This is a genomic window from Mucilaginibacter limnophilus (assembly GCF_004005815.1).
In the GTDB taxonomy this organism is placed as follows: Bacteria; Bacteroidota; Bacteroidia; order Sphingobacteriales; family Sphingobacteriaceae; genus Mucilaginibacter; species Mucilaginibacter limnophilus.
Genome location: NZ_SACK01000015.1, coordinates 14,432 through 40,479 on the forward strand (window position 1 = coordinate 14,432; position 26,048 = coordinate 40,479).

Sequence of the window (26,048 nt, forward strand, 5' to 3'; positions counted from 1 at the left end):
ACTATGTCTTACAAAAAGGATAATAAAATCAAAAGTAACTTTACCAGCATAACTATCAGTTTAGCTTCGCCTGAATCTATACTGGAGCGTTCAAGCGGTGAAGTTTTAAAACCGGAAACCATTAACTACCGTACCTACAAACCAGAACGTGATGGTTTGTTTTGTGAGCGTATATTCGGTCCGGTTAAGGATTATGAGTGCCATTGCGGTAAATACAAACGTATCCGTTACAAAGGCATCGTGTGCGACCGCTGCGGTGTTGAAGTAACCGAGAAAAAAGTACGCCGCGAGCGCATGGGCCACATTAACCTCGTAGTGCCTGTTGCGCATATCTGGTACTTCCGTTCGTTACCAAACAAAATTGGTTATTTATTAGGCCTGCCAACTAAAAAGCTCGACCTGATAATTTATTACGAGCGTTATGTAGTTATTCAGCCGGGTATTAAAGAAGCTGACGGAATTTCAAAAATGGATTTCCTGACTGAGGAAGAATACCTTGACGTATTGGATACTTTACCAAAAGAAAACCAATACCTGGATGATAAAGATCCACAGAAATTTGTTGCGAAGATGGGTGCAGAAGCGCTTGAAGAGCTGCTGAAACGCCTTAATCTTGACGAACTTTCATACAACCTGCGTCACCAGGCTGCTAACGAAACATCTCAGCAGCGTAAAAACGAAGCTTTAAAACGCCTTCAGGTAGTTGAAGCTTTCCGTGACGCGCAAAGCCGTATTGAAAACCATCCTGAGTGGATGATCGTGAAGATCGTTCCGGTTATCCCGCCAGAGTTGCGCCCGTTAGTGCCTTTGGAAGGTGGCCGTTTCGCTACTTCAGATTTGAATGACCTTTACCGCCGTGTAATTATCCGTAACAACCGTTTAAAACGTTTGATTGAGATAAAGGCGCCTGAGGTGATTTTACGTAACGAAAAACGTATGCTGCAGGAAGCTGTGGATTCGTTATTTGATAACTCACGTAAAGTTAACGCGGTTAAAACCGAAGGTAACCGTGCCCTGAAATCACTTTCAGACATCCTGAAAGGTAAGCAAGGCCGTTTCCGTCAAAACCTGTTGGGTAAACGTGTGGATTACTCTGCACGTTCGGTAATTGTTGTAGGCCCTAACCTGAAACTGCACGAGTGCGGTTTGCCAAAAGATATGGCTGCCGAACTTTTCAAACCGTTTATCATCCGTAAGATGATTGAGCGTGGTGTAGTTAAAACGGTTAAATCAGCCAAAAAAATAGTTGACCGTAAAGACCCATTGGTTTGGGATATATTAGAGAACGTACTTAAAGGACACCCGGTACTGCTAAACCGTGCGCCTACGCTGCATAGGCTTGGTATCCAGGCTTTCCAGCCGAGGCTGGTTGAAGGCAAAGCTATCCAGCTGCACCCGTTAACCTGTACCGCGTTCAACGCCGACTTTGACGGTGACCAGATGGCCGTTCACGTGCCGCTTGGTAACGCCGCAATTTTGGAAGCGCAAGTACTGATGCTTGCATCGCACAACATTTTGAACCCTGCCAACGGTACGCCTATCACTGTACCTTCTCAGGACATGGTACTTGGTTTGTACTACATAACCAAAGGACGCCGTACTGATGAGAAACGTGTTGTTAAAGGTCAGGACCTTACTTTCTACTCTGCCGAAGAGGTTATCATCGCTTACAACGAGAAGAAAGTTGACCTGCACGCCTTTATTAAAGTGAAAGCTAATGTTAAAGAGCGCGACGGGCAGATAGTAAATAAAATTATTGAAACTACCGTAGGCCGCGTACTGTTTAACCAGCACGTACCTGAAGAGGTAGGTTATATAAACGAGCTACTTACCAAAAAATCACTTCGTGATATTATTGGTGAGGTAGTTAAAAACACCGGTATGGCACGCGCCGCCCAGTTCCTTGATGATATTAAGGAATTAGGTTTCAAAATGGCGTTCCAGGGAGGCCTGTCGTTCAACCTTAAGGATATCAATATCCCTGAAGAAAAAGTTACTCTTATTGAACAAGCTTCAAAAGAAGTGGAAGAGGTTATGGGTAACTATAATATGGGTTTCATTACAAACAACGAGCGTTACAACCAGATTATCGATATCTGGACACGTATCAACAACCGCTTAACGGCGAATGTAATGAACATCCTGTCGACAGATAACCAGGGCTTCAACTCTGTGTACATGATGCTTGACTCGGGTGCTCGTGGTTCTAAAGAGCAGATCCGTCAGCTTGCAGGTATGCGTGGTTTGATGGCGAAACCTCAAAAGTCAGGTTCGGGCGGTGAGATTATCGAGAACCCGATCCTTTCAAACTTTAAAGAAGGTTTGTCAGTATTAGAGTACTTCATCTCTACCCACGGTGCACGTAAAGGTTTGGCGGATACGGCGTTGAAAACGGCGGATGCGGGTTACTTAACCCGTCGTTTACATGACGTTGCGCAGGATATGATTGTAGGCGAAGTAGATTGCGGAACCTTAAGGGGCATTTTCACTACAGCGCTTAAAGATAATGAGGACATTGTTGAGCCATTGTACGACCGTATCTTAGGCCGTACCTCACTTCACGATGTAACCGATCCTATCACTAATGAACTGCTGGTTTCTGCCGGACAGGACATTACTGAAGAGATTGCTAAAAAAGTTGAGAACTCTCCGCTGGAAGGTATCGAAATCCGTTCGGTACTTACCTGCGAAAGCAAACGCGGTGTATGTTCATTATGCTACGGCCGTAACCTTGCAAGCGGTAAACGCGTGCAAAAAGGCGAAGCTGTTGGTGTAATTGCAGCACAGTCAATTGGTGAGCCGGGTACACAGCTTACACTTCGTACATTCCACGTGGGTGGTACCGCGTCAAACATTGCTGCTGAATCGCAGATCAATGCAAGGTTTGATGGTATCATCGAGTTTGAGAATGTACGTACTGTTGAGTTCCAAACTGAAGAAGACGATGTTGATGTGGTATTAGGCCGTTCGGGCGAGTTCCGTATAATTGAGCCGGGCAGCAATAAAGTTATCATGACTAACAATATTCCATACGGTTCATACCTGTATGTGAAAGATGGCAGCAAGATATCTAAAGGCGACCGTATCTGTTCATGGGATCCGTACAATGCGGTAATTATATCAGAGTTTGCCGGTATTACCAAGTTTGAGGCCGTGTTAGAAGGTATCACCTTCCGTGAGGAATCAGACGAGCAAACCGGTCACCGTGAAAAAGTAATTATCGATACAAGGGATAAAACCAAAAACCCAAGTATCCAGGTTGCTGATAAACAAGGTAACGTTATAAAAGGTTACAACATTCCGGTAGGCGCGCACATTGCTGTTGAAGAAGGCGATACGCTGAAACCAGGCCAGGTAATTGCTAAAATACCTCGTTCAACCGGTAAAACCCGGGATATTACAGGTGGTCTGCCACGTGTAACCGAGTTATTTGAAGCACGTAACCCATCAAACCCAGCGGTAGTAACCGAGATTGACGGTGTGGTAACCCTTGGCGGTGTAAAACGTGGTAACCGTGAAATAAGCATCGAATCAAAAGACGGACAGGTTAAAAAATACCTGGTACCGCTTTCAAAACACATCCTTGTACAGGATAATGACTTTGTTAAAGCTGGTATGCCATTGTCTGACGGTTCGATATCACCTGCCGATATACTTGCCATTAAGGGCCCTGCAGCAGTGCAGGAGTACCTGGTGAATGGTATACAGGAGGTTTACCGCTTACAGGGTGTGAAAATTAACGATAAGCACTTTGAAGTTATCGTGCACCAGATGATGCAGAAAGTATCTATTGAGGATGCAGGCGATACCCGTTTCCTTGAGAAAGAAGCTGTTGACAGCTGGGATTTCATGATGGAGAATGACGAGATCTTCGACAAGAAAGTTGTTGTTGATCCGGGAGATTCCACTACATTGAAAGCCGGTCAGATCATCTCTGTACGTAAACTGCGCGACGAGAACTCGGCCCTGAAACGCCGCGACTTGAAACTGGTTGAGGTACGTGATGCTATCGCAGCAACTTCAAGTCCGATACTGCAAGGTATCACCAGGGCCTCGTTAGGCACCAAGTCGTTCATCTCTGCGGCATCGTTCCAGGAAACTACCAAAGTACTGAACGAAGCAGCAATTGCAGGTAAACGCGACAGCATGCTTGGTTTGAAAGAGAACGTTATCGTTGGTCACTTAATTCCGTCAGGAACAGGTTTACGCGAATACGACAATATCCGCGTAGGTTCTCAGGAAGAGTTTGACCGCCTGATGGCTTCAAAAACTGAAGATGTAGAAGCATAATAAAACATACTTTATAGAAAAAGCCTTTCGGTAACGAAAGGCTTTTTCTATTTTTAAGGGATTTTATAAGTATACATATACCTTTTTCACTGTTCTATGTTCAACTTTTTCAAAAAGTCTAAACTCTCTGAGGTTCGTTTCGATTGGCTGGGAACTGATATACATTCGCATTTACTGCCCGGCCTGGATGATGGTTCGCCTGATTTGGAAGCGTCAATACAATATTTCACCGCGCTAAAAGGACTTGGTTTCAACAAATTTATTTGTACACCACACGTTTTTACTGAACTGTACCCAAACAACCGCGAAACAATAACCAATGCGCTTAACAAGGTAAAAGCCGCGCCTGAACTAAAAGATTTTAACATCAGCGCTGCTGCTGAATACATGGTAGATGCTGATTTTAATGGTGTTTTAGAGCAAGGCCCGCTTATGAACATGCCCGGCAATTATGTGCTTATAGAAATGTCGTATCTTGCCGAAACACCGGATATTGAACAGCATGTTTTCAATTTAAAAGTAATGGGTTATGAATTGATATTGGCCCATCCCGAAAGGTATAATTTTTATCATGGCAAGCTGAGCAAAATAGAGCGGCTGAAAGATATGGGATGTTTGCTTCAGCTTAATTTGCTTTCAACTACAGGTTACTACGGGAAAGAAGTGAAGAACACTGCTTTAAAAATACTTGGCAATAAATGGTATAGTTTGGCTGCTACCGATTTTCATCACGCCAAACATTTACAGGCATTGCAGGATGCACGGTTATGGCAGGAAGTGTATCAGCAGGTAAGTAACTATGATTTCCGCAATACCGAACTGTTTGGGAGCTGATTGTAAGTTTATGAGCAACTATTGCAAAAATTTACACAAATTGTAAATTAGTTTACGATATTTCTAATATAATTTATAATTTGGTGCCAATATTTTAATATAAATAATTATTTTGAAATGATAACACTACATTCAAATAAATACAATATTAAAATAACTACTTTGTCAAACACAATTAAATATATTTAAAAAGCTTCAGTAAAGCCGAACAAGAATTAACTAACTTCTTTTATGGGTAAAAAAATATCTAAAATTTGTTGTATAGGCGCCGGTTACGTAGGGGGCCCTACAATGGCAGTTATCGCGCAAAAATGTCCGCATATAACAGTAACCGTAGTTGACCTTAACCAGGCTCGTATTGATGCCTGGAACGATCCGGACACTAACAACATCCCGGTTTATGAACCAGGTTTGGATGCCGTTGTTGCTGAAGCCCGCGGCCGCAACTTGTTTTTTTCTACCGAGGTAGATAAAGCAATTGACGAAGCCGAAATGATATTTATCTCGGTAAACACACCTACCAAAACCTATGGTACCGGTAAAGGTATGGCTGCCGATTTGAAATACATTGAGCTTTGCGCACGCCAGATTGCCCGCGTAGCTAAAGACGATAAAATAGTAGTTGAAAAATCAACACTGCCTGTGCGTACTGCCGAGGCCGTAAAAAATATATTGCAAAACACCGGTAACGGTGTAAACTATCAGATACTTTCAAACCCTGAGTTTTTGGCTGAAGGTACTGCTGTTGAAGACTTACATGCGCCAGACCGTGTGTTGATTGGTGGCGACACCACTCCGGAAGGCCAGGAAGCATTGGAGTCGCTGGTTGAAGTTTATGCAAACTGGGTGCCCCGCGAAAGGATATTGACCACCAACCTTTGGTCGTCTGAACTTTCAAAACTTACCGCTAACGCGTTCCTTGCACAAAGGGTATCATCAATCAATGCTCTTTCTGAACTTTGTGAGCGCACCGGCGCCGACGTTTCGGAGGTAGCGCGCTCTATCGGTACCGATAGCCGTATTGGTCCAAAATTCCTGAAATCATCAGTAGGCTTTGGTGGCTCATGCTTCCAGAAAGATATTTTGAACCTGGTTTATATTGCCCGCTCATATGGCCTGAAAGAAGTTGCTGATTATTGGGAGCAGGTAATTATTATGAACGACCACCAGAAACGCCGTTTCGCTACCAACATTGTAAAAACGCTTTATAATACGGTATCAGGCAAAAAAATCGCTTTCCTGGGTTGGGCGTTTAAAAAAGACACTAACGATACCCGTGAATCAGCAGCTATTTATGTGGCTGATGATCTGCTGAACGAGCAGGCCGGTATTTCGGTATATGATCCTAAAGTACCTGAAAGCCAAGTCTATTCAGACCTTGACTATCTTGAAACCCGCGCAAGCGAAAAGAACAAGCAACTGGTAACTGTAGTAACAGATCCTTACGAAGCTTGTAAAGACGCGCATGCCATTGCAGTATTAACCGAATGGGACGAGTTTAAAGAGTATGATTGGATTAAAATATTCGAAAATATGAAAAAACCTGCCTTTGTTTTTGACGGCCGTAACCTGCTTGACACTAACAAGCTAAAAGATATCGGTTTCAAAGTGTACTCAATAGGTAAAGAAGCTTAATCATTCACAAACTATACACCAAAGCCCGGAGACAACCATCCGGGCTTTTTTATTGCCACAAATTTAATCTAAAGCATTATTAAGACATTATTAAAAATACCATCTTTTTTTTGTGTTTATGTTATGGCATCTTATTCTTTATTTGAAATTTAATAATTAGTTGAATATAAAGTATGTGTAATAACGATATAATCTTTATCTTAGCATTGTTTAATGTCGGCTGGAGTCAGCATAACATAAACAACTGATCTTGTAATTTTTGCCGTGATAAGTTCAACATATTACGGCTTTATCCTTTAAGACGCGGCAATGCATCGATGCCGTTTTTTATATGATGCTTAAGGGATTTTTGATCACAATGTTGTGAGGACGGTTTGTGCAGAGGAGAAGAAACAACATTATGAACCAGGCAGTATCTGTTTAAACAGGTGCATTGAAACAATTATACTGTCTTTTTAAATATAAATGCCACATTTGCAGCGCAAATACTGGTAATAAAATTATATGAACAAGTACTATTTAGACCACCTTCAGGAGCTTGAATCGGAAGCGATTTTTGTGATAAGGGAAGTGGTTGCTCAGTTTGACCGTCCGGCTATTTTATTTTCCGGCGGTAAAGACTCTATCGTGGTGACAAATCTTGCCAAAAAAGCGTTTTGGCCTGCCCGGATACCCCTGCCGCTTATACATATCGATACAGGGCACAATTTCCCGGAAACAATGAAATTCAGGGACGAGTTGGTTGAGGAGCTTGGCGTACAGTTGATTGTAGGTTCGGTACAGGAATCAATTAACGAAGGCCGCGCGGTTGAAGAAACAGGTCTTAACGCCAGCCGTAACGAGCTGCAGATTGTCACCCTGCTTGATACGATTGAAAAACACAAGATAGACGCCGCTTTGGGTGGCGCCCGCCGCGACGAAGAGAAAGCCCGCGCAAAAGAGCGTTTCTTTTCACACAGGGACGATTTCGGTCAGTGGGACCCAAAGAACCAGCGGCCAGAGTTGTGGAACATATTTAACGGACGTAAAAAAATGGGTGAGCACTTCAGGGTGTTCCCGATAAGCAACTGGACCGAAATGGATGTATGGAACTACATCCGCCATGAAAATATAAAAATACCTTCGCTGTATTTCGCGCACGAGCGTGAAGCGGTTTACCGTGATGGTACTTGGCTGCCACAGTCGGAGTTCTTAGTGCTACGCGAGGGCGAAACCATCGAGACGAAACGTATGAGGTTCCGCACGCTTGGTGATATCACCATTACAGGCGGCATTGAATCAGACGCCGATACGCTTGACAAGATAGTTGACGAAGTTTCGGCATCACGCAGCACAGAAAGAGGTATGCGCAGCGACGACAAGCGCTCGGATACATCAATGGAAGACAGGAAAAAACAAGGATATTTTTAAATAAGGGTATACAGTTATATGGAATTATTACGATTTACAACTGCCGGAAGCGTTGACGACGGGAAAAGTACCCTTATTGGCCGCCTGTTGTACGATTCAAAATCAATATTTGAAGACCAGATGGAAGCCGTGCGCCAATCAAGCGAGCGTAAGGGACTGAGCCATGTTGATCTATCATTACTTACAGATGGCCTGCGTTCAGAACGCGAGCAGGGCATAACCATTGATGTGGCCTACCGTTATTTTGCTACACCTAAACGCAAGTTCATTATTGCCGATACCCCGGGGCATATTCAATATACCCGTAACATGGTTACCGGCGCTTCAACGGCTAACCTTGCACTGATACTGGTTGACGCGCGTCAGGGGATAGTTGAGCAAACCTGCCGCCATTCATATATCGCATCGTTACTGCAGATACCACACCTGATTGTATGCGTGAACAAGATGGATCTGGCAGGATATTCTGAAGAAGCATTTAACAAGATAGTTGAAGAGTACACTGAGTTTGCCAGCAAACTTGCAGTGAACGACATACGCTTTATCCCGATAAGCGCCCTGCATGGCGATAACGTAGTAAAGCATTCAGAAAATATGCCATGGTACCAGGGTGGTACGTTACTGCATACGCTGGAAACCCTGCACATCGGTAGCGACTATAACCACATCGACGCGCGCTTCCCCGTGCAGACCGTCATCAGGCCGCATTCAGATGAATATCATGATTATCGTGGTTACGCAGGCCGTATTGCCGGTGGAATATTCAGGCCGGGTGATAACATCACCGTATTGCCTTCGGGATTAACATCGTCTATCAAATCTATCGATACATATGATGGGCCGCTTGAGGAAGCATTCGCGCCAATGTCGGTATCTATTACCCTGAACGACGATATCGACCTGAGCAGGGGGGATATGATTGTTAAGGAAAACAACCAAAGCGAGGTGAGTCAGGATATTGATGTGATGATTTGCTGGCTTGCGGCTAATCCGCCGCGCCCGGGTGCCAAGTACTACCTGCGCCACACTACTAATGAGGTACGCGCCATTATAAAAGAGGTGGTTTACAAAATGGATATCAACACGCTGGAGCACACCGAAGGTGATATCAATATAAAAATGAACGACATTGCCCGTGTACGCCTGCGTACCACGCAGCCGGTTATGTATGATGCATACCGGAAGAACCGCACTACCGGAGCACTGATATTGGTTGATGAAGCAACGAATGAAACAGTAGCGGCCGGAATGATACGGTAGTAATAGCAGAAACTATTAAAACAACATATAATGAGCAAAATATTAATTACAGGCGCGGCGGGATTTGTGGGTTTTCATCTGATAAACAGGCTTATCTCCAAAGACGTTGAAATTGTTGGCCTGGATAATATTAACGATTATTATGATGTTAACCTTAAATTTGGCAGGCTTAAAGAAGCCGGTATCGACAAAGATCAGATTGAATACAACAAGCCGGTGCAAAGCACAACTTACAGCAACTATAAGTTTGTAAAGCTTGACCTTGCTGATAAAGACAATATCCTGAACCTGTTTGCTGCCGAAAAATTTGATTATGTAGTTAACCTTGCCGCGCAGGCAGGTGTACGCTATTCACTAATCAATCCTTATGCTTATATTGAAAGTAATGTTTCGGGCTTTTTAAACATACTTGAAGGATGCCGCCATAACCCGGTTAAACACCTGATTTATGCTTCGTCAAGTTCGGTTTATGGTGCTAATAAAAAAATTCCTTTTTCTGAGGACGATAATGTTGACAATCCGGTATCATTATACGCGGCTACCAAAAAATCGAACGAACTTTACGCGCATACCTACTCGCATCTGTATAAAATACCTACAACAGGTTTAAGGTTCTTTACCGTTTATGGTACATGGGGCCGCCCTGATATGGCGTATTTCAGTTTTACCGATGATGTGCTTAAAGGCAGAACTATAAAGGTGTTTAACCACGGTAAAATGAAACGTGATTTTACCTATATTGACGATATCACTTTAGCCATTGAACGTTTACTTGAAAAGCCACCGGTAACTACTCCTGCAGCCCGCGTGTTCAACATAGGCAATAATACGCCAATTGAACTGCTCGACTTTATTAAAGCTATTGAAGAAGCGCTTGGACAGGAAGCTGTAAAAGAATATTTACCGATGCAGCCGGGCGATGTGCCTATTACTTACGCCGACCTTACAAAGCTTGAAGCTGAAATTGGTACAATGGAGCGTACGGATATCAAAACCGGTATCAAAATATTTGTTGACTGGTACAGGAGCTACTATCAGCAATAATCTTCTTTTATAAGAACTTTCAATAGCAACAACCTTAGGTTGTTGCTATTTTTGTTTTATAACTGATTGTCACCCGTTTTGGTATGTTTTTTATTCTGATAACAGAAACATACTATCATGAAAAACACCATTGTATTTATACACGGCATGTTCCAGAACCCAAAAAGCTGGGAGAAATGGATTAATTATTTTAGCGAGAAAGGTTACAACTGCGTGGCACCGGCATGGCCGATGCACGAAGGCGAACCCGCCGAGTTGAGGCAAAGTCCACCCGATGGTCTTGGCGATTTGCGTTTAGAGGAGATCATTTATGAAATGCAGCAGATTGTTAAAGATCAGGGACAGCCGCCAATTGTTATTGGCCACTCGGTAGGCGGATTGATCACCCAATTGCTGGTGAGCAACGGGCTTGTGCAAACCGGTGTAGCCATAAGTTCGGTTGCACCAAATATGATGCTTTCGTTCGATTGGGGCTTTATGAAGAACAGCGCCCTCATCACCAATCCGTTCAAAGGCAACGATCCTTTTTATATGGATGAAGAAAGCTTTCACGGTTCGTTTGCCAATACATTAAGCGAAGAAGAAGCCAAAGTAGCTTATCAGCAATATGCTACGCACGACAGCCGTAATGTGCTGCGTGATTGCCTGGGCAGCGACGGCCATATTGACCTTGATATGCCGCACGTACCATTGTTGTTTGTAGGCGGCGAAAAGGACCAGATCATACCTGCATCATTAAATGAAAAGAATGTAAATGCTTATAAAGATGAGGTAAGTATAACTGCCTTTAAAGAGTTTGCTAACCGCAGCCACTTTATTTGCGGTGAGCCTGGTTGGGAAGAAGTTGCAGGATATATTTATGAGTGGCTTCAGCGTCACGAACAGCACCAGTATGATACGGCGGCACATGTTTGAGTATTAACGCAAGTATATTATATCAATAAAAAACCCGTACATTGTACGGGTTTTTGTTTTTCATAGACACATGTTATTTCGTTTCAGAAATACATTACCATTTTTTAGTGGTGTCTTTTTTCGTAGTGTCTGATTTAGTTGTTTTTGTAGACTTTTTGGTAGTGTCTTTAGGTGCGGTTTGTGCAAAAGTTCCTAAAGTAAAAGCTGAAAGTATCAGCACGCTTAATAACTTTTTCATAGTTTTCTGTTTAGTGTTTTAAGTTAACTATAGATAAACAATTACATTTAATAACGCAATAAAATGCCTCGTGTTGTAAAATTTTTTTACTTTATTGTTTGTATAGACATTTTTAGTGGATTAAGATATTGATAATCAATAATTTATAAATATTAATTTTTACGAAAATTTTCGGTATTAATCATTAATTTGTCCCTTTTTGAAGGTATGTGAAACAAAAAGAGTGGTTATCCGCTTGGAAAAGAATCTTTTATTGCGTTTTTCAGGAAGAACATGCCTGTTATTTTTTTAACGGATATGTATTATCCGCCTTATCAACTAATGGTTTCGGAATGCTTTTTACAATGGCAATGAGTGCGCCGGCTATTAAACCCATAGCTTTCCATCCAAATTTTACAAATGGTTTCATTTCGTACCAAAAGCTGCCGCTCTGATTGCGGGCCGGTGTGCTAACAGGTTCATTGATGTATTTGGTTTCCATAGTTTTGTTGTTTTCTAAAAGGAAGCAGTAACTATGCCATTTTTAAAATCAGAATCAAGAATTAAGAATCAGGAATCAAGAATTATAAAACAAAATCAAGTGTAACGAATTAGATTCAGAGCAACGCTTATTTAACACTAATCCTGATTCTTAATTCTTGATTCTTGATTCAAATCAAAAGATCTAGTTCTTAACCCTAAGCGTAATATGAGTAATCTCAGGCCATATACCTAACCGGCCGCTGAAGGCCAGGAAACCAAAACCCCTGTTCACATACAGCAGTCGGTTATTATGTTTAGCAAAGCCGGCCCATTGCAGGTAGCGGTATTGCACCGGGCTCCAGCGGAAGCCTGCGGTTTCAATACCAAACTGCGCACCATGCGTATGCCCCGAAAGTGTTAGCTGTACCGGATTTTTATGATAACGTACCTTGTCTTCCCAATGTGTTGGATCGTGAGATAGTAGTATTTTAAATGCGTTGTTATCAATACCATTTAATGCATGGTCGAGGTTCCCGGCTTTTTTAAAATCCCGCCCCCAGTTTTCAACACCGGCAAGGTAAATACGTTGGCCGTTCTTTTCAATAGCTATGTTTTCATCAAGCAACAGGCGGTAGCCCATAGTTTTATGGTGGCGCTTCAGTTTATCAAGGTTATCTTTCTTTTCCTGTTCACTGTCCCAAACAATATAGTCGCCGTAATCATGATTACCCAAAACCGAGTACTGGCCATAGGGTGCTTTTATTTGGCCGAAATGTCCCATGTAAGGTTCGATCTCAAAGGCCATATTATTCACCATGTCACCGGTGAAAACGAACAGGTCACTCTTAAGGCTGTTTATTTTATCGATGCCTTTTTGTACAGCAGCAGCATTATCAAAGCTTCCCGAATGGATATCACTTATTTGGGTAAGGGTAAAACCATCAAAAGCTTCAGGCAAATTTTCAAAGTATAAGGTGTGCTTATGCACACGATAATCATACTTACCCCTTAACATGGCATAAAAGAAACTGGTAAAAGGAAAAGCTGCCAGCAGCACAGCCAATTCGCTGATAAATTTGCGGCGTTCAGGAAAATAAGGATGGGTTTTATTATCGCTTCCAATGTTTTGCGCCAGCCCGGTTACAAAGCGGCCAAAGTCGCCCAGTGAAAGTACAATCACAAATACCAGTTTGCTCACAAAAAAGGTAAGGAAGATGCTCAGCATCCAGCTGTTGAAATGAGTAAGGCCCTGTTTGGCATCACTTGTTGTTAAGCTAACAACAAAAGTAACCAGCACCCCTACCGAGATAATCAAATATCCCCAGGTAAGTAACATCCGCCACCGCGACTGCCAGTCGGCAGCCAGTGTGCGTAAGCCCGAAAAAACATACCAGTCGAGCACTAGACTTATTGCTCCAAGTATTAAAAAGAAAGTAAAGAAACCACTTCTACGCATATGTTGCAATTTACTTATTGGCAGGTAATTGAAACGTAAAATATTAATCAAACAAAATGCCCCTTACAGGTTTTGTAAAGGGCATTTCGTATAATCTATCGCTATCAATTAATAGCGTGAGTAACGTACATGTTTAAAATGTTTGTTGTGTTTGAAATGTTTAGCCGGACGATAACGGTCGCGGTAAACCACATCTCTAACCACTACCGTACGCGGACGTGAGTACACCACCGGACGACGGTAATAAACCGGACGTTCAACAACCACAGTACGCGGGCGGGCATAAACCACAGGCTCGGCATAATAAACCGGCCTTTCAACTACTACCGGCGCAGGCCTGTAAATTGGCAAATAACCCGGACTGCCGAAGTTTGCGCTTACGCTAACATGTACCTGCGCACTGGCTGCTGTTACGGTACCTAAAGTGAATATTGCTACGGCTAATACTTTTAATGTTTTCATTTGTCAGTAAGTTTTAGTTTAACAAAAAACAGCTACCGGCTCTACATCAATCAAACCCGGCTCAAATCACAATCACCACATTGTGCCGGTAGCTGTTATATTTATTAAACTCAAATTTTTTGCCAGGGTTTAATGCTGTAATTCAAAATTAATTTATTTGTTTTTTTAAGCTTGATTTCCAGTAGGATAATTACACTATTTTGTTTGATGTATATGCCTAAACCAGTAATTTGACGCAAGATGGTGGAGTAAATTTGGAAGATATGGTGTATTAATGTAACTATGTATAAACATATCAGTTAAACCAATAAACTATAACCAATGAGTACCGTATCCGCAGAAGTAAAAGACCTGTCGACTATACATGCCCTTGTTTCAGACTTTTTTAAAACACCTGAAACGCCTGAAGAATGGGATAAATACAGGCTAAGTGACGAGCAGGTAGCTTTTTTTAACGAGTATGGTTACCTTAATAATATAAAACTACTGGAAGAGTGGCAGATTGACCGCCTGAACCAAGAACTTGCCGCCATTGCAGATCCGGAGCACCCGGGGAATCCGTTGTTTTATTACTTCTTTTCAAATGAGTCGGGCAACCCGGATACCGTATTGTTTCACGCGCTTGGTGCCTGGCGTATCACCGGAGGCTTTCATGATGTGATTTATAACCCGGCATTTTTGATGGCGGCAAGCCAGTTGCTGGGCGGTAAAGGCGTACGTTTCTGGCACGACCAGCTGTTTTGCAAACCGGCTAAACATGGCGGCGTAGTGGCCTGGCACCAGGATTATTCGTACTGGACACGCACCGCGCCAATGCAACACCTAACCTGTTGGATAGGCCTTGACGATGCCAATGTTGACAACGGCTGCCTGTACTACGTACCGAAAAGCCACAAATGGGGTCTTCTTGATAAACCTGAGCTGGCCGGAGATATGGAAGGCCTTATGGACTACCTGACAGAAGAACAAAAAGCTGAATTTAAACCGATCCCTATTGAAATGAAGAAAGGCTACGGCTCATTTCACCATCCGTTGATGGTGCACGGGTCGTACGAAAACCGGTCGGAGCGTTCGCGCAGGGCATTTGTACTCAACGTTTTTGCTGATGGCACACAGTCAAACTCGAACGAAGAAATTTTAAAAGGCATACCGGGCATACCTGCGGGCGAAGTGCTTGAAGGGCAGTTCTTCCCGCTGCTTTTTGATCCGGCGGCAGCCAAAAAATAAAGAAACACCACGAACCAATTAAATTAAAAATGTGAATGCTTTTGGGCGCGAGGCCCAAAGGCATTTTTTATTTATTTATTAATGTTTATGCGGCATATCCCCTGACATTTCCGGATGATAATGCAAGCCCGGAGTTAACCAGTACAGCAGCATTACCCTTGAATAACGGAAGTTAAAAGGTGACAAAACCAATATCGACCCTAACAGTACGCTTACATATACCCACGGATTATCTGACCCGGTAAGCACGGCTATAGCCACGGCAAGGGTTACCATTTCGGCAACGTTCATGGCATAGCTCACAAACATGGCCACGTAGAAATAACCAGGTTCCCGCTCAAAGCTCAGGTTGCAATGAGGACAGCTTTTGTACATGTTTTGTCCGCTGAGGCTGTATGTGCTGTTGGCAAACATTTTACCCCGGCGGCAACGCGGACATTTAGCCTGTATAAAAGCCGAAAACTGTGGAATAGGTTTTATATTATCAGTGGTCATGGTATTAATTATTTATACGTTCTTCTAAATTCTTCGGGTGTCATATCAGCCTGTTTTTTAAAAAAGCGGGCAAAGTATGAGTTATCGGCAAAGCCTAAACGTCCCGCTATGTCGGCAATGGACAACTTTGGGTTGATCAGCATCCGCTTCGCTTCGAGGGATACCCGCTGCCGTATCACTTCACCTGCTGAAATACCCAAAATATCGTTACACAACGCGTTTAAATGATTAGGGGTTATGTACAATAAAGCGGCATAATCCTTTGGAAGTTTTAAAGTGGTGTAATTTTGTTCAATCAGTTTACGAAAATTGCTCAGCAGTGTTTGGTTATAAGTAGGCGCGGCAGTTGCTGTGGTAGCGGTATGTGCACGGGCTATCACCGTAAAAATCCGCATCATCAGCATACGTATCATGTCAAAGCTAAACCTGTCGTGCCCGGTGGTCTCTTCAATTATATCCTCAAATAAGTCTGCAACAGTGTTTTTTACCTTTTTGGTAAGATTGATCACCATGTCGTCGAGATTGCCGCTAAAGAAGGGCAGTGTTTCAGGATATTCCGGTTTCAGCAAGAAAGAATTGAAAAATGCTGACGAGAAATTAATGATATACCCGTCTGCTTCGCCCTCAAAAAACCAGCTGTGTACCTGTCCGGGTATCATAAAGTAGATCTGCCCGGGCTGAACGTTAAAGGTTTTGAAATCAATTGCGTGTGTGCCGCCGCCTTTGGTGAAAAATACCAGGTGATAAAAATTATGCTTGTGCGGAAAATGCAGATTATAATGCTTTTGCAGATAAGTGCCAAAGCGGTCGATAAGGATATCATGCTGCTGATATTCAGAAAGGGTGCAAATGTCATATACCGGGAATCCGCTTTTCATGAAACAAAAATACCTATAAATTTCAACCGGTAATGGCAATATACAGGGTGTTTGTGGTACTTTTTACAGATAAGTAATTTGTACTATTTTTTACCAAGTATATTTTAAGCTGATGCTGAAACAACTTGCTAAGCCGGACGTTCCTAATAAAAGGAGATTGAGCAATGGCAGACTTTAAAGAGATAATAGCTTCGGAAACACCGGTTCTGATAGATTTTTCGGCCGAGTGGTGCGGCCCGTGTAAAATGATGCCGCCAATATTGCAGCAGGTGAAGAATGCCATGGGTGAGAAGGTAACCGTCATCAAAATAGATGTCGACAAAAATCCTTCGCTGGCCAACGCTTATCACGTGCAAAGTGTGCCCACTTTAATGATTTTCAAAAACAGCCAAACCAAATGGCGTCAGGCGGGAGTGATACAGGCGCCGCAATTGCAGCAGATACTGGAGCAGTATGTATGATTAGTCGATAGACCATAGTCCATGGATATCAGACTAATAATAAGTAATTACACCTTTCAAAAACAAGTGTTGTCTATCGTCTATGGACCATCGACCATGGACTAACTCATACCTTCGCACCAAGCAGCCATCTCCAGGCCCAGCGGGTAGCTCGGTTAAAGCCGTTCCAGCTTTGTACAAATTCAACAACGTTTTCGAGGCAGTTTGCAGCGAATTTCTGCTTATAGTTAACAAATCCTTGTTTGAAAACGACATCGGCATCAGCTATGCCAATACGCTGATAGATCTCCTTCTTAACATACAGCGTCCGCAGAAAGTATATATTAAACAGTATCACAAAACTGTATAGCGTCCGTTTGATGTATCCCGCTTTATTGGTATAGCGTTCAAGCAACCCTTTTGTAAAGATGATGTGCCGGCCTTCTTCAATATTGTGCAGCTCAAAAACCTTACGAAGCGTAGTATATACCTGCTTGTTTCGCCGTGAATAATTGCCATAAGTATCAGTAACCAGTTCTATCGAAAGGCTGCCCATAAACAAAAAATCTGCAGGCAGGTACTTAGTAGTGAACTTTCCGATAAAACTATGAAACGCGGTAGGCGGTAGGGGATTTCCTTGTAACTGCTGTACTGCCTGCGCAAACATTTCTTGGTGACGATATTCTTCTATCAGTTCGCGCAGTAAAAAGCGGTACTCGGCATCGGCAGGTTGTAAATTCAGCATATACCGGCTCATGAACACGCAAAACAAACCTTCGCCCCAACCGTACGAGTACATTACCTGTACCGCTTCGTGCCGGCCTAAGTCGAGCTTTTGCTGAGTGGTAAGCGTATCATAAATCGGCAGCCCTTCAAGTGAGTTGAGCACTTCAGGTAAAAATATCTCGGTTTCTTCGGGAAGTAAGTGCCAGGGTACATAAGTTTCGGGCATCAACTGATGCTCTTTACTTATGCGGATAAGCCGTTCAACCTCGCTGGTTTGCATAACCTAAAAATACGAAAAGCAGGCTTTTGTTTTTCAAGACACTGATAATTTGTAACCGAACTGATACAAAGGTGAATTAAACTAAGCGCAGTACCGCATGGTCAATACTTTAAATTTAAACTTCACACGATATGAAAACCTTAAAAACAATTCAAGCCGACCTGTTCAATGTATTTGTAGAAGGCAACGCCAACAAACAACAACAAGCAAGGGTGTTTATCCTTTTGTTTGTTCCGCTTTATACGCTGTATGCAATAGTTGGCGACCTGAAATAACTATCTCGATTTTATAAGCTTTTCCACTTTGGTTTCATCACCTTGCTTAATTATTACAAGGTTTATGCCTGCAGGCAGTTGCGTTACATCAATGGTTTGTGAAAAGTCATCTTCAGCCTTCGCGAAAGTATAATTGCCATAAGTGCGTCCGGTTGCCGCGTCGGTTAACGTGATATTTACCTGCTGATAATTGGTGTTGCTGAACGCCACATTAACCTGATTAACCGCAGGATTAGGGTAAACGCTAAGCGTTGATACTTTAGGCGTCTCACTTAGCGGCTTTTTTAACGCCATTAAGGTTGAATGGGTGCTCATCAATGCGCCTACAAGTACACGCTCAACAGGCAGTACAAATATTGGTGTTTCGGTTACTGTCAAAGTTATCTTGCCGTTTTTTAATGCCATCCGTGTAAAAGGCATTTTACTTTTGCCGATGGTCGGCGTGTAAACGGTTACACTATCAGCATTGGGTACGCTTAAAGTGTATTGCGCTGTACGGCCAATCTCATCAGGAACCATCAGCGCGTAAGCCGATTTTCCGTCTAACTCATAGCGGTCAACAATCGGATCGGCATTAAGGGTTTCTGCATAGGCATAATCACCAATCAGTTTATTTACCTGCACCATAAAATCGGCAGCGGGCTTACGCATACGATTTTGTTTAAGCATGCCTGATGATGCATACTGTGTCGGATTGTAAAAATTATCATCATAAGCCTGATAGATAAACAATCTGCCAATGCCTGCGCGAGAATACAACAAAATGGTCCGTAGTATCCAGTCGGCTTGCGTTTCTGAGATAGTTTTCTTACCGATCGGTATTGCCCTTATCGGACTGTTTTCGTTAGCGTCGTAACCTGCTTCGGTCACCCAAACAGGCATGCCATTGCAGTATTTGTTGGCAGCTTCAATAAACTCAATTGCTTTTTGATAGGTGTTATTCTTTTCAGGAGCTACACCGCGTGTAGGGAATGAGTTAGGCACCATCTGAGCGTCGTGCGAGTACCAGTGATAGTTGATGTAATCCCAGCAAAGATTTACAGTACCGTCGGGTTTGTAACCACGATTCATGCGGCACCACTCAACCATGCCCTTAAGGTATTCGGTATTGGCTGATGCAAGCCCACCCATTACCACCTTCATGTTTGGGTCCGCATTTTTCACGCCAACACCGGGGCCCATGGTGTTCTTATGGCCATCGTAAAACGCCGAAAGATTAGCCGCGTACTCGTAAGCGGTTTGATAGCCTTTACGGCCTTTCCACCATTTGTCGCGCTCGTTATCGCACTCGATGTATTTCACATACTTCAGGCCGATTTTAACGGTGTTAATGGGGTCGGCAGTCCAACGCGGTGTGCTGTTAACGCTCAACAGCGCAGGATTTACGTTTTTGTTTGAGCCATAGCGTGCAGTAAACTGGAAAGCTACTTTAGCTTGTTCTATGTATGATTTTGGATCAGAGTAATCGCTGCCATATTTTACCGGAATATTCTCTGTGTCACGCTGATCGGCGGGATAAGTTTCCAGCATCCAGTTTGGCAGGGTTTTAAGGTCGGCGAGGATCTCCATGTCGCTTTCGCGCATGGCTTTGTACATGGCATCGTAGTTCCAGCCGCCGCTGTGTGTCGGGCTAAAGGTATATCCGCCCGGAGTCGATTCCAGCTTTTCCCAGTCCATGTAATGGCGCACCTGGCTGAAGTTGCGCATGGCAGTCATGCGGGTTGATTCTACCTGATCAGGATTATTGCCATCCTCAAAATCCCACTCGAAAGCATTAATGCCGATGTAATTGCTTATCGGGAAACGTTTCCTGGTAATCACAGGCGACTGGCTTTCGGTTTGTGCATTCGCCTTCAGGTAATCGCCATAAAACTCAATTTCAGTAGGAAACTGGTACCAGCAGTTAAGTATGATGTATCTTACATTGCTTACAGCAGTATCCAGTAAATATTTCTCGGGCTGTGCCGGATTTGGACCAAGCCATTTTTTATAGTATCCGCCTTTATAAACACCAACAACCCTACGGTTACCGGTGCTGTCGATAACAGAAACAGTAACCGGAAAATCACCCAAACCGCCGGTGTTGTTATAGAACCTTATTTTTTTCAGATTGATGCGTTCGCCCTGCTCAACAGGGTAATAAGCCTCGTAGTTATTGAATATTTTGCCATAACCGGTATTAACCTCTGTATCGGTAATGCCATCAAACAAACCGGATAAGCCATCGCTCACGTTATTCAATTGGTACCAGCGTTTTGCATCGATAGGGATTTTGGTTAAACCGTCGGTAGGTTCTGGTTGTGGATTAACCGGTGGTGGGTTAGTTACCGGCGGCTGGTTTGTAGCAGTATCAGGTGTGTTTATGCGGGTTGTATCAGATATCCCATAAGCAAATACTTTTTGCGGAATATTGTTACTGTATTTATGTACAATAATGGCATCAGCTTCAATAGGCGAAGGCAGATTAATATATTGAAACGTCATGTAACCCGGGCCTGTAAACGTGCCAAGCAGCGTACGTTGGGTGCCGTTCAGCGAATAAATTTCAGCAGGCTTGTCTTCAAAAACGCCGGTGTAATCGTACAATTTTATTTGTGTGATCCGGCTGTGGTATTTCAGCCTGAGCGTTACATCTACGTATACAAAATTATCCTGCCAGGCTTCCTGCACCAGTGAGTCAAGGTTGTCGTTAAGCCAGGGTGAGTAATCCTGGCCGGTATTTTGGCTTGATACCACAGATATAAATGGTATGCGCTGATCTTGCGCGTAAGCATTGTTTAAGAAAACTATTGTTGCCAAAGCAACAAGGATAATTTTAACAGACAGCAACCGAAAACACTTCTTCATAGCACATCAATAGCTTTGCTGCCTTGTACTGATATGTCGTTAATACATATCAGCCAGGCGGCAGATTAATTAGGGTATATGCTTTTACGAAGAGTGTAATAGAAATGTTACGCGCTATTGTAATAATTAATTAATTGTCTGTTTTATTAATTAATATTTAATTGATTCGGGCAAAGAATGCTGATTTATCATGATTGAGTAATAATTGGATGTTCAAACAAATATTTATTTGCTTGACATAAAGCTATCTATACTTTTGTGCCGATAAAGAGTAACAACACAAAACACAATGAAAAAAACATTCATCTTTTTAGCCGCTATCCTGCTGCAAACGGCAGTTTACGCGCAAACCTGGAAGCTTGACAAAGCTCATTCAAACCTGAAATTTACCGTTACCCACCTGATGTTATCAGACGTTGACGGTAGTTTTAAAGATTTTGATGCTACTATCACTTCATCAAAAGCTGATTTCAGCGATGCAAAAGTTTCCTTTACAGCACAAGTGGCATCAGTAAGTACTGAAAACGAAAAACGCGATGCGCACTTAAAAACTCCTGATTTTTTTGACGCAGCTAAATATCCAACAATATCATTTACCAGCACCGGTATTACAAAAACTGCTGTTAATAAATACAAAGTAACAGGTAACTTAACCATGCACGGCGTTACTAAACCGGCAACTTTTGAATTTTGGCACCGTGGCACAAAACAACATCCAATGCTTAAAACTGATGTTGCAGGTTTCCAGGTTACAGGTACCATCAACCGTAAAGACTTTGGCGTAGGTTCAGCGCCCGAGGCTGTGGTTTCTGAAGAAGTTACATTCAAAGCTAACGGCGAGTTCGCTAAACAGTAATCAGAAAAAATTAATGATTAATAATAGCCGGGGCCTTGCATATTGCGGGGCCTTTGGCGTTTAAGCGGAGTGGTTAAACATCAGTTTTACCTGTGTGCGGATCTTGTATCTTACTCAGGTTATAGCGCAGGCGGCCTTCGTCTTCAACTGCTTTTATCAACCCTTTGTCATACAGGTGAGTCAGTATATCATCGGTTTGTTTTTTTACTTCGGCAGCATCGGCGCCGGCCTCTAAAGTTTGCAAATGGGCTGCAACCTCTTCGGCAGTGCCGTTGTTCATATCAGCTAAAGTAAAAATTACCTTATCCTGCCAGCTAAGTGATGGCTCATACTCGTGCGGTACATGCAAGGGTTTAAATTCTTCAATAAAAGCAGCGTCGTCGGCGTTCATAAGTTGTTTTTTCTTATAAACAGCATCAACACCCGGATGGTTTTACTTATGCTGATTTAGCGGTTAGCGTCTCTATTTTCTGCATCAGGTCGGTCATTTCAAAGGGCTTGGCCAAAAAATCATCTGCGCCGGCGTCCATGGCCGATTGCCTGATGTCTTTACTGGCTGAAATCATTAGCACCGGAATCCCTTTTTTTATTACGTCAGCTTTTAATTTCCGGCATATATCGCGGCCGTCTTCACCGCTCATCCATATATCAAGTAAAAGCAGGTCAGGAAAGTCGTTTTCCAGCTTCAGTACATCAGAGCCATACCCGGTTGAGCGTACCAAATATCCCTCAAATTCAAGCATCATACCCACAGCATCAACAATACCCGGATCGTCATCAGCTATCATTATTGTTTTTTGTTTAGAGCTAGGCATAGTAGTATCGGCAGTAAAATTTATTCAACGGCAGTTATTTATGTACGCGATTTTAAATTTTGAACTATTAAATATGTAACTAGAGATGTTCATGTGCATAAGATTGTATGTTGAAACACCTACAAAGGTGTAACTGTAACACTATATAATGCAGGAAGTAATAAATTGTTTTAACAATTTTACAACCTTTGGGTGTAGAATAAATAAATGTTAACCCCCGTTAATAGTTTTACGTACAATCTTACATTTACATAATCCAATTAGTTTTTGCCGATGAGCCCAGCGAACCTCCCTGCAAATGAAAGCGATAGATTAAGAGATCTTTACAGTACCGAGCTACTCGATACTCCGCACGAAAAGGAATTTGATGACATTGTAAATCTTGCATCAGACCTATGTAGCATGCCTATTTCCCTTATCAGCCTGGTTGATACCAACAGACAATGGTTTAAGGCCAGGGTAGGGCTAGAAGTTGACCAAACTGGCCGTGATATCTCCTTTTGCAGCCATGCCATATTGCAGGACGACCTTTTTGAGGTGACTGACGCTTTACAGGATAACCGCTTTAGCGATAATCCGTTGGTTGTTGAAGATCCTTCTATCAGATATTATGCTGGCGTGCCATTGATTACCAGCGGCGGCAGCAAATTAGGCACGCTGTGTGTGATTGACAGGGTACCACGCTATCTTACCGAAAAGCAACGCTTCGCTTTAAAAGTGCTGGCCGAAAACGTGATTAAAATAGCAGAATTGCGCATCAAGAACAGACATTTGAATTATCTGGGCCAAACCCAAAAGCGTATCATCTCTATTTTGGCGCATGATGTGCGTAACCCGCTGGCTTCGCTTAAATCGGTTATCGAATTTCGTAAAACAGATATACTTGACGAAGAAGAAGCCACTCATATGATGGACACTATAAGTCTGCAGCTTGATAGCACCATTGATATGATTGCCAATGTGGTAAACTGGGGTGAAATGCAGTTGAAATTTGATAAGTTCAGTTTCGAAGATGTGGCGCTGTTTGATTTGGTTAAAACTATTTCAGGTTCGGAAGTACTAAACAACCGGGCAAAGCATAACATAATAGTGAATGACGTTGATAAGGAGCTTTTTGTACGTACAGACAGGCGGGTGCTTGAATTTATTTTGCGTAACCTGATGAGCAACGCCAATAAGTTCACCGAGAATGGTACCATTTCAATTTCAGCAAAAAAACAGGGAAGCTATACCATAATTGAAGTGTGCGATACAGGCGTAGGCATGCCCCAGGAAAAAGCCGATCAGTTATTTGCCGGTACCGAAAACGCTATCACGGCAGGTACTAAAAATGAAAAAGGGAACGGTTTGGGCTTGTTATTGGTTAAAGAATTTATTGATAGGATGAAAGGCACCATTACGGTTGAAAGCAAGCCGGGCGAAGGTACTTGTTTCCGTATTGTACTATAGTTTACAGATCGGTAAGGCGGGTACGTGCACGTTTTACGTAATTGCGTATATCAAGCACTATGCCGGCAAAAAAATAAAATATGAGCGGAAAACCTACCGCCAGGAACGACGAATAGATAAAAAACAAACGTATTTTGGCGATGGAAACATTAAACCTGTCGCCCAGGTAGGTACACACCCCGAATGAGTACCGCTCAAAAAATGTTAAAATACGCTGTATCATGTCAGGTTAATTTTAATATTTTATTACCAACGCTGCAATTAAGGCATTTCTTATAATCGCAGTAATTGTTTTTTAATTCAAGCAGCGCCTGCGTTTCAAAAGCCGACTGTATCTTAAGCCCTAAGTTACTAAAATCATCTATGATATGATTACTTTCACGGGGCAAACTTTCTAACAATTTTAAACTACGGCTAATGTAATATTGCTGCTGATGCTGCTTACCATAGCTGAACAGAAATAATGCCATAGTGTTTAACAAAATAATATCAATTGACGCTTGCCCCAGTTTTTTTGATGATTGTGCAGATATCGTGTCGAAACGGTAATGCGTTTCCCAGTATTCATTTATCTCAATATCGGCAAACAGTGAACGCAACGAGGGAATTTCTTTTACTTCGATCACTTTACTAAACAAGTGGTTCGATTTGATTATCAGCGCCGCAAACTGAGCCAGCCTGATGGTAGGAAAGTTTTGCGGACGCATCCTCATAAACTTCCACAAATGCCGGTCGACAGGAGTAAGGCTATGTTTCTTTCTTAAAAAATCGTATTCTGTTTTTAGCTTATGCGGATAGTCGTCTGTAAACTCTTCATCAAGAAAACCGGCCTGACCGAATATCAGCGCCTCTATTTGTAGCGGGTTGTTTTTGTGTTTGGCCAGAATGATTTGCGGAAGCGATTTGGCCAGCAGTTCAAACGGAAGGGCGTTCACCTTAAAACCAAAGTTAGCCGCCAAAAACTGGTAAAAAGTTTCTTCCCAATCACCACGGTTTAATGCAAGTGCATCAAGTACAGCTCTTGAGCGTTTTTCCAGCCGTTCAACCAAAATGCGCGACAGCCAGTTGCCCATCGTTAGTTCATCAACTATGCTGAAATTAGCCTCACAGGGAATAAATACCCGCTGCCCAAAAATGAGGTTATGATAACGCTGATATAATTCAGGAGCAATCCGGTCATGCAGTTCAATGGTTGGCAAACGGCGGCCGTTAGGCAGTGTAACCGGCGCATCGTCGCGATATACCACATGAAGTATCACATTATCATAAGCCTTATCATCGGTATGGCCGTGCTGCTGCCATGCGGATGAAGACAGGTGCAGTTCCACATTCCCGGCCCAAACTGTTTCCCCAATACGTATACGTGCATTATGAAAATCGGGCCCCGAATCTTTATTATGCATACCCGCCGAAAAGATTTCAACAGGTTCGCCCTCAACCGTGCGTAGGTTCAACCTGTTAAACAAGCGAAACTTCCATACATAATGCAATAGGTCTTCGGTGAAAAGCATGCGCTAATATATGATATCTGAACCGCTGATTTTTGTGATTTTTGATTGCGCTGATTTTTATGTGAGAATGATTGTCTTAACCTTGATTTGAGGATTAGAATATTGCTATGATTTTATGTCATTTTGAGGAGATTGTCTGAACCACTGATTTTTGTGATTTTTTGATTACGCTGATTTTTTAGATACTCAATTCGTCGTCCCGAACTTGTTTCGGGATCTCTCAGGACAATTCGATTGCTTAGC

At 42.7% G+C, this 26,048-nt stretch carries 24 protein-coding genes; 12 read left to right on the forward strand and 12 right to left on the reverse strand.

The window, feature by feature from the left end:
- The first annotated feature begins 3 nt into the window (after nt 1-3).
- From rpoC to EOD41_RS20045, 7 genes are all read left to right on the forward strand, one after another.
- Entirely contained in the window at nt 4-4,290 is a 4,287-nt protein-coding gene (gene rpoC / locus EOD41_RS20015) for a DNA-directed RNA polymerase subunit beta' (RefSeq protein ID WP_127708451.1), read from the forward strand.
- A gap of 96 nt (nt 4,291-4,386) precedes the next feature.
- Nucleotides 4,387-5,124, forward strand: coding sequence for a tyrosine-protein phosphatase (locus EOD41_RS20020; protein WP_127708454.1), 738 nt, complete (start codon nt 4,387-4,389; stop codon nt 5,122-5,124).
- A gap of 231 nt (nt 5,125-5,355) precedes the next feature.
- Nucleotides 5,356-6,759 carry a UDP-glucose 6-dehydrogenase gene (locus EOD41_RS20025; protein ID WP_127708457.1) on the forward strand — a complete coding sequence of 468 codons (1,404 nt, stop codon included), beginning with the start codon at nt 5,356-5,358 and terminating at the stop codon, nt 6,757-6,759.
- A gap of 504 nt (nt 6,760-7,263) precedes the next feature.
- The gene (gene cysD / locus EOD41_RS20030) at nt 7,264-8,169 is read left to right on the forward strand and encodes a sulfate adenylyltransferase subunit CysD (protein ID WP_127708459.1); all 906 of its coding nucleotides are present in this window, start codon (nt 7,264-7,266) and stop codon (nt 8,167-8,169) included.
- Between the two features lie 18 nt (nt 8,170-8,187).
- Nucleotides 8,188-9,429 (forward strand): sulfate adenylyltransferase subunit CysN, encoded by a 1,242-nt coding sequence (gene cysN / locus EOD41_RS20035; protein ID WP_127708462.1) that lies wholly within the window; start codon nt 8,188-8,190, stop codon nt 9,427-9,429.
- 30 nt (nt 9,430-9,459) lie between these two features.
- The gene (locus EOD41_RS20040; RefSeq protein ID WP_127708465.1) at nt 9,460-10,473 is read left to right on the forward strand and encodes an NAD-dependent epimerase/dehydratase family protein; all 1,014 of its coding nucleotides are present in this window, start codon (nt 9,460-9,462) and stop codon (nt 10,471-10,473) included.
- Between the two features lie 117 nt (nt 10,474-10,590).
- Nucleotides 10,591-11,388, forward strand: a complete 798-nt coding sequence (locus tag EOD41_RS20045; RefSeq protein ID WP_127708468.1) for an alpha/beta hydrolase — start codon at nt 10,591-10,593, stop codon at nt 11,386-11,388.
- Nucleotides 11,389-11,482: 94 nt separating this feature from the next.
- Here the strand turns inward: EOD41_RS20045 and EOD41_RS20840 are convergent, their stop codons facing one another.
- From EOD41_RS20840 to EOD41_RS20060, 4 genes are all read right to left on the reverse strand, one after another.
- Nucleotides 11,483-11,626, reverse strand: coding sequence for a hypothetical protein (locus EOD41_RS20840; RefSeq protein WP_164850008.1), 144 nt, complete (start codon nt 11,624-11,626; stop codon nt 11,483-11,485).
- Nucleotides 11,627-11,906: 280 nt separating this feature from the next.
- Nucleotides 11,907-12,107 (reverse strand): hypothetical protein, encoded by a 201-nt coding sequence (locus tag EOD41_RS20050; RefSeq protein ID WP_127708471.1) that lies wholly within the window; start codon nt 12,105-12,107, stop codon nt 11,907-11,909.
- A 183-nt stretch (nt 12,108-12,290) separates the two neighbouring features.
- On the reverse strand, nt 12,291-13,544 hold the full coding sequence (locus EOD41_RS20055) for a metallophosphoesterase (RefSeq protein ID WP_127708473.1): 1,254 nt from the start codon (nt 13,542-13,544) through the stop codon (nt 12,291-12,293).
- A 108-nt stretch (nt 13,545-13,652) separates the two neighbouring features.
- A complete protein-coding gene (locus EOD41_RS20060; protein ID WP_127708475.1) occupies nt 13,653-14,006 on the reverse strand; it encodes a hypothetical protein in 354 nt (117 codons plus the stop codon).
- Nucleotides 14,007-14,327: 321 nt separating this feature from the next.
- Here EOD41_RS20060 and EOD41_RS20065 point away from each other — a divergent pair, with 321 nt between their 5' ends.
- On the forward strand, nt 14,328-15,233 hold the full coding sequence (locus EOD41_RS20065) for a phytanoyl-CoA dioxygenase family protein (protein WP_127708478.1): 906 nt from the start codon (nt 14,328-14,330) through the stop codon (nt 15,231-15,233).
- A gap of 78 nt (nt 15,234-15,311) precedes the next feature.
- On the opposite strand, the gene EOD41_RS20070 is transcribed toward EOD41_RS20065, so the two are convergent.
- Both EOD41_RS20070 and EOD41_RS20075 read right to left on the reverse strand, forming a co-directional pair.
- Complete coding sequence (locus EOD41_RS20070) at nt 15,312-15,728, reverse strand: DUF983 domain-containing protein (RefSeq protein ID WP_127708481.1); 417 nt, start codon at nt 15,726-15,728, stop codon at nt 15,312-15,314.
- 8 nt (nt 15,729-15,736) lie between these two features.
- Entirely contained in the window at nt 15,737-16,606 is an 870-nt protein-coding gene (locus EOD41_RS20075; protein ID WP_127708484.1) for a helix-turn-helix domain-containing protein, read from the reverse strand.
- Nucleotides 16,607-16,770: 164 nt separating this feature from the next.
- Between EOD41_RS20075 and trxA the strand changes: the two genes are divergently transcribed.
- Entirely contained in the window at nt 16,771-17,067 is a 297-nt protein-coding gene (gene trxA, locus EOD41_RS20080; protein WP_127708487.1) for a thioredoxin, read from the forward strand.
- A 106-nt stretch (nt 17,068-17,173) separates the two neighbouring features.
- Here the strand turns inward: trxA and EOD41_RS20085 are convergent, their stop codons facing one another.
- Entirely contained in the window at nt 17,174-18,052 is an 879-nt protein-coding gene (locus EOD41_RS20085) for a diiron oxygenase (protein ID WP_127708490.1), read from the reverse strand.
- Nucleotides 18,053-18,183: 131 nt separating this feature from the next.
- Here EOD41_RS20085 and EOD41_RS20845 point away from each other — a divergent pair, with 131 nt between their 5' ends.
- Entirely contained in the window at nt 18,184-18,327 is a 144-nt protein-coding gene (locus EOD41_RS20845) for a hypothetical protein (RefSeq protein WP_164850009.1), read from the forward strand.
- Here the strand turns inward: EOD41_RS20845 and EOD41_RS20090 are convergent, their stop codons facing one another.
- Entirely contained in the window at nt 18,328-21,174 is a 2,847-nt protein-coding gene (locus EOD41_RS20090; protein ID WP_127708493.1) for a T9SS type A sorting domain-containing protein, read from the reverse strand.
- A gap of 289 nt (nt 21,175-21,463) precedes the next feature.
- Here EOD41_RS20090 and EOD41_RS20095 point away from each other — a divergent pair, with 289 nt between their 5' ends.
- Nucleotides 21,464-22,030, forward strand: coding sequence for a YceI family protein (locus tag EOD41_RS20095; protein ID WP_127708496.1), 567 nt, complete (start codon nt 21,464-21,466; stop codon nt 22,028-22,030).
- Nucleotides 22,031-22,103: 73 nt separating this feature from the next.
- On the opposite strand, the gene EOD41_RS20100 is transcribed toward EOD41_RS20095, so the two are convergent.
- Both EOD41_RS20100 and EOD41_RS20105 read right to left on the reverse strand, forming a co-directional pair.
- Nucleotides 22,104-22,421 (reverse strand): hypothetical protein, encoded by a 318-nt coding sequence (locus EOD41_RS20100; RefSeq protein ID WP_127708500.1) that lies wholly within the window; start codon nt 22,419-22,421, stop codon nt 22,104-22,106.
- A 46-nt stretch (nt 22,422-22,467) separates the two neighbouring features.
- Nucleotides 22,468-22,845 (reverse strand): response regulator transcription factor, encoded by a 378-nt coding sequence (locus tag EOD41_RS20105; protein WP_127708503.1) that lies wholly within the window; start codon nt 22,843-22,845, stop codon nt 22,468-22,470.
- A gap of 273 nt (nt 22,846-23,118) precedes the next feature.
- Here EOD41_RS20105 and EOD41_RS20110 point away from each other — a divergent pair, with 273 nt between their 5' ends.
- On the forward strand, nt 23,119-24,294 hold the full coding sequence (locus EOD41_RS20110; RefSeq protein WP_127708505.1) for a GAF domain-containing sensor histidine kinase: 1,176 nt from the start codon (nt 23,119-23,121) through the stop codon (nt 24,292-24,294).
- A gap of 1 nt (nt 24,295) precedes the next feature.
- On the opposite strand, the gene EOD41_RS20115 is transcribed toward EOD41_RS20110, so the two are convergent.
- Both EOD41_RS20115 and EOD41_RS20120 read right to left on the reverse strand, forming a co-directional pair.
- Nucleotides 24,296-24,517, reverse strand: a complete 222-nt coding sequence (locus EOD41_RS20115; protein WP_127708507.1) for a PspC domain-containing protein — start codon at nt 24,515-24,517, stop codon at nt 24,296-24,298.
- Nucleotide 24,518: 1 nt separating this feature from the next.
- Complete coding sequence (locus tag EOD41_RS20120; RefSeq protein WP_127708510.1) at nt 24,519-25,805, reverse strand: DUF2851 family protein; 1,287 nt, start codon at nt 25,803-25,805, stop codon at nt 24,519-24,521.
- Nucleotides 25,806-26,048 lie beyond the last annotated feature (243 nt).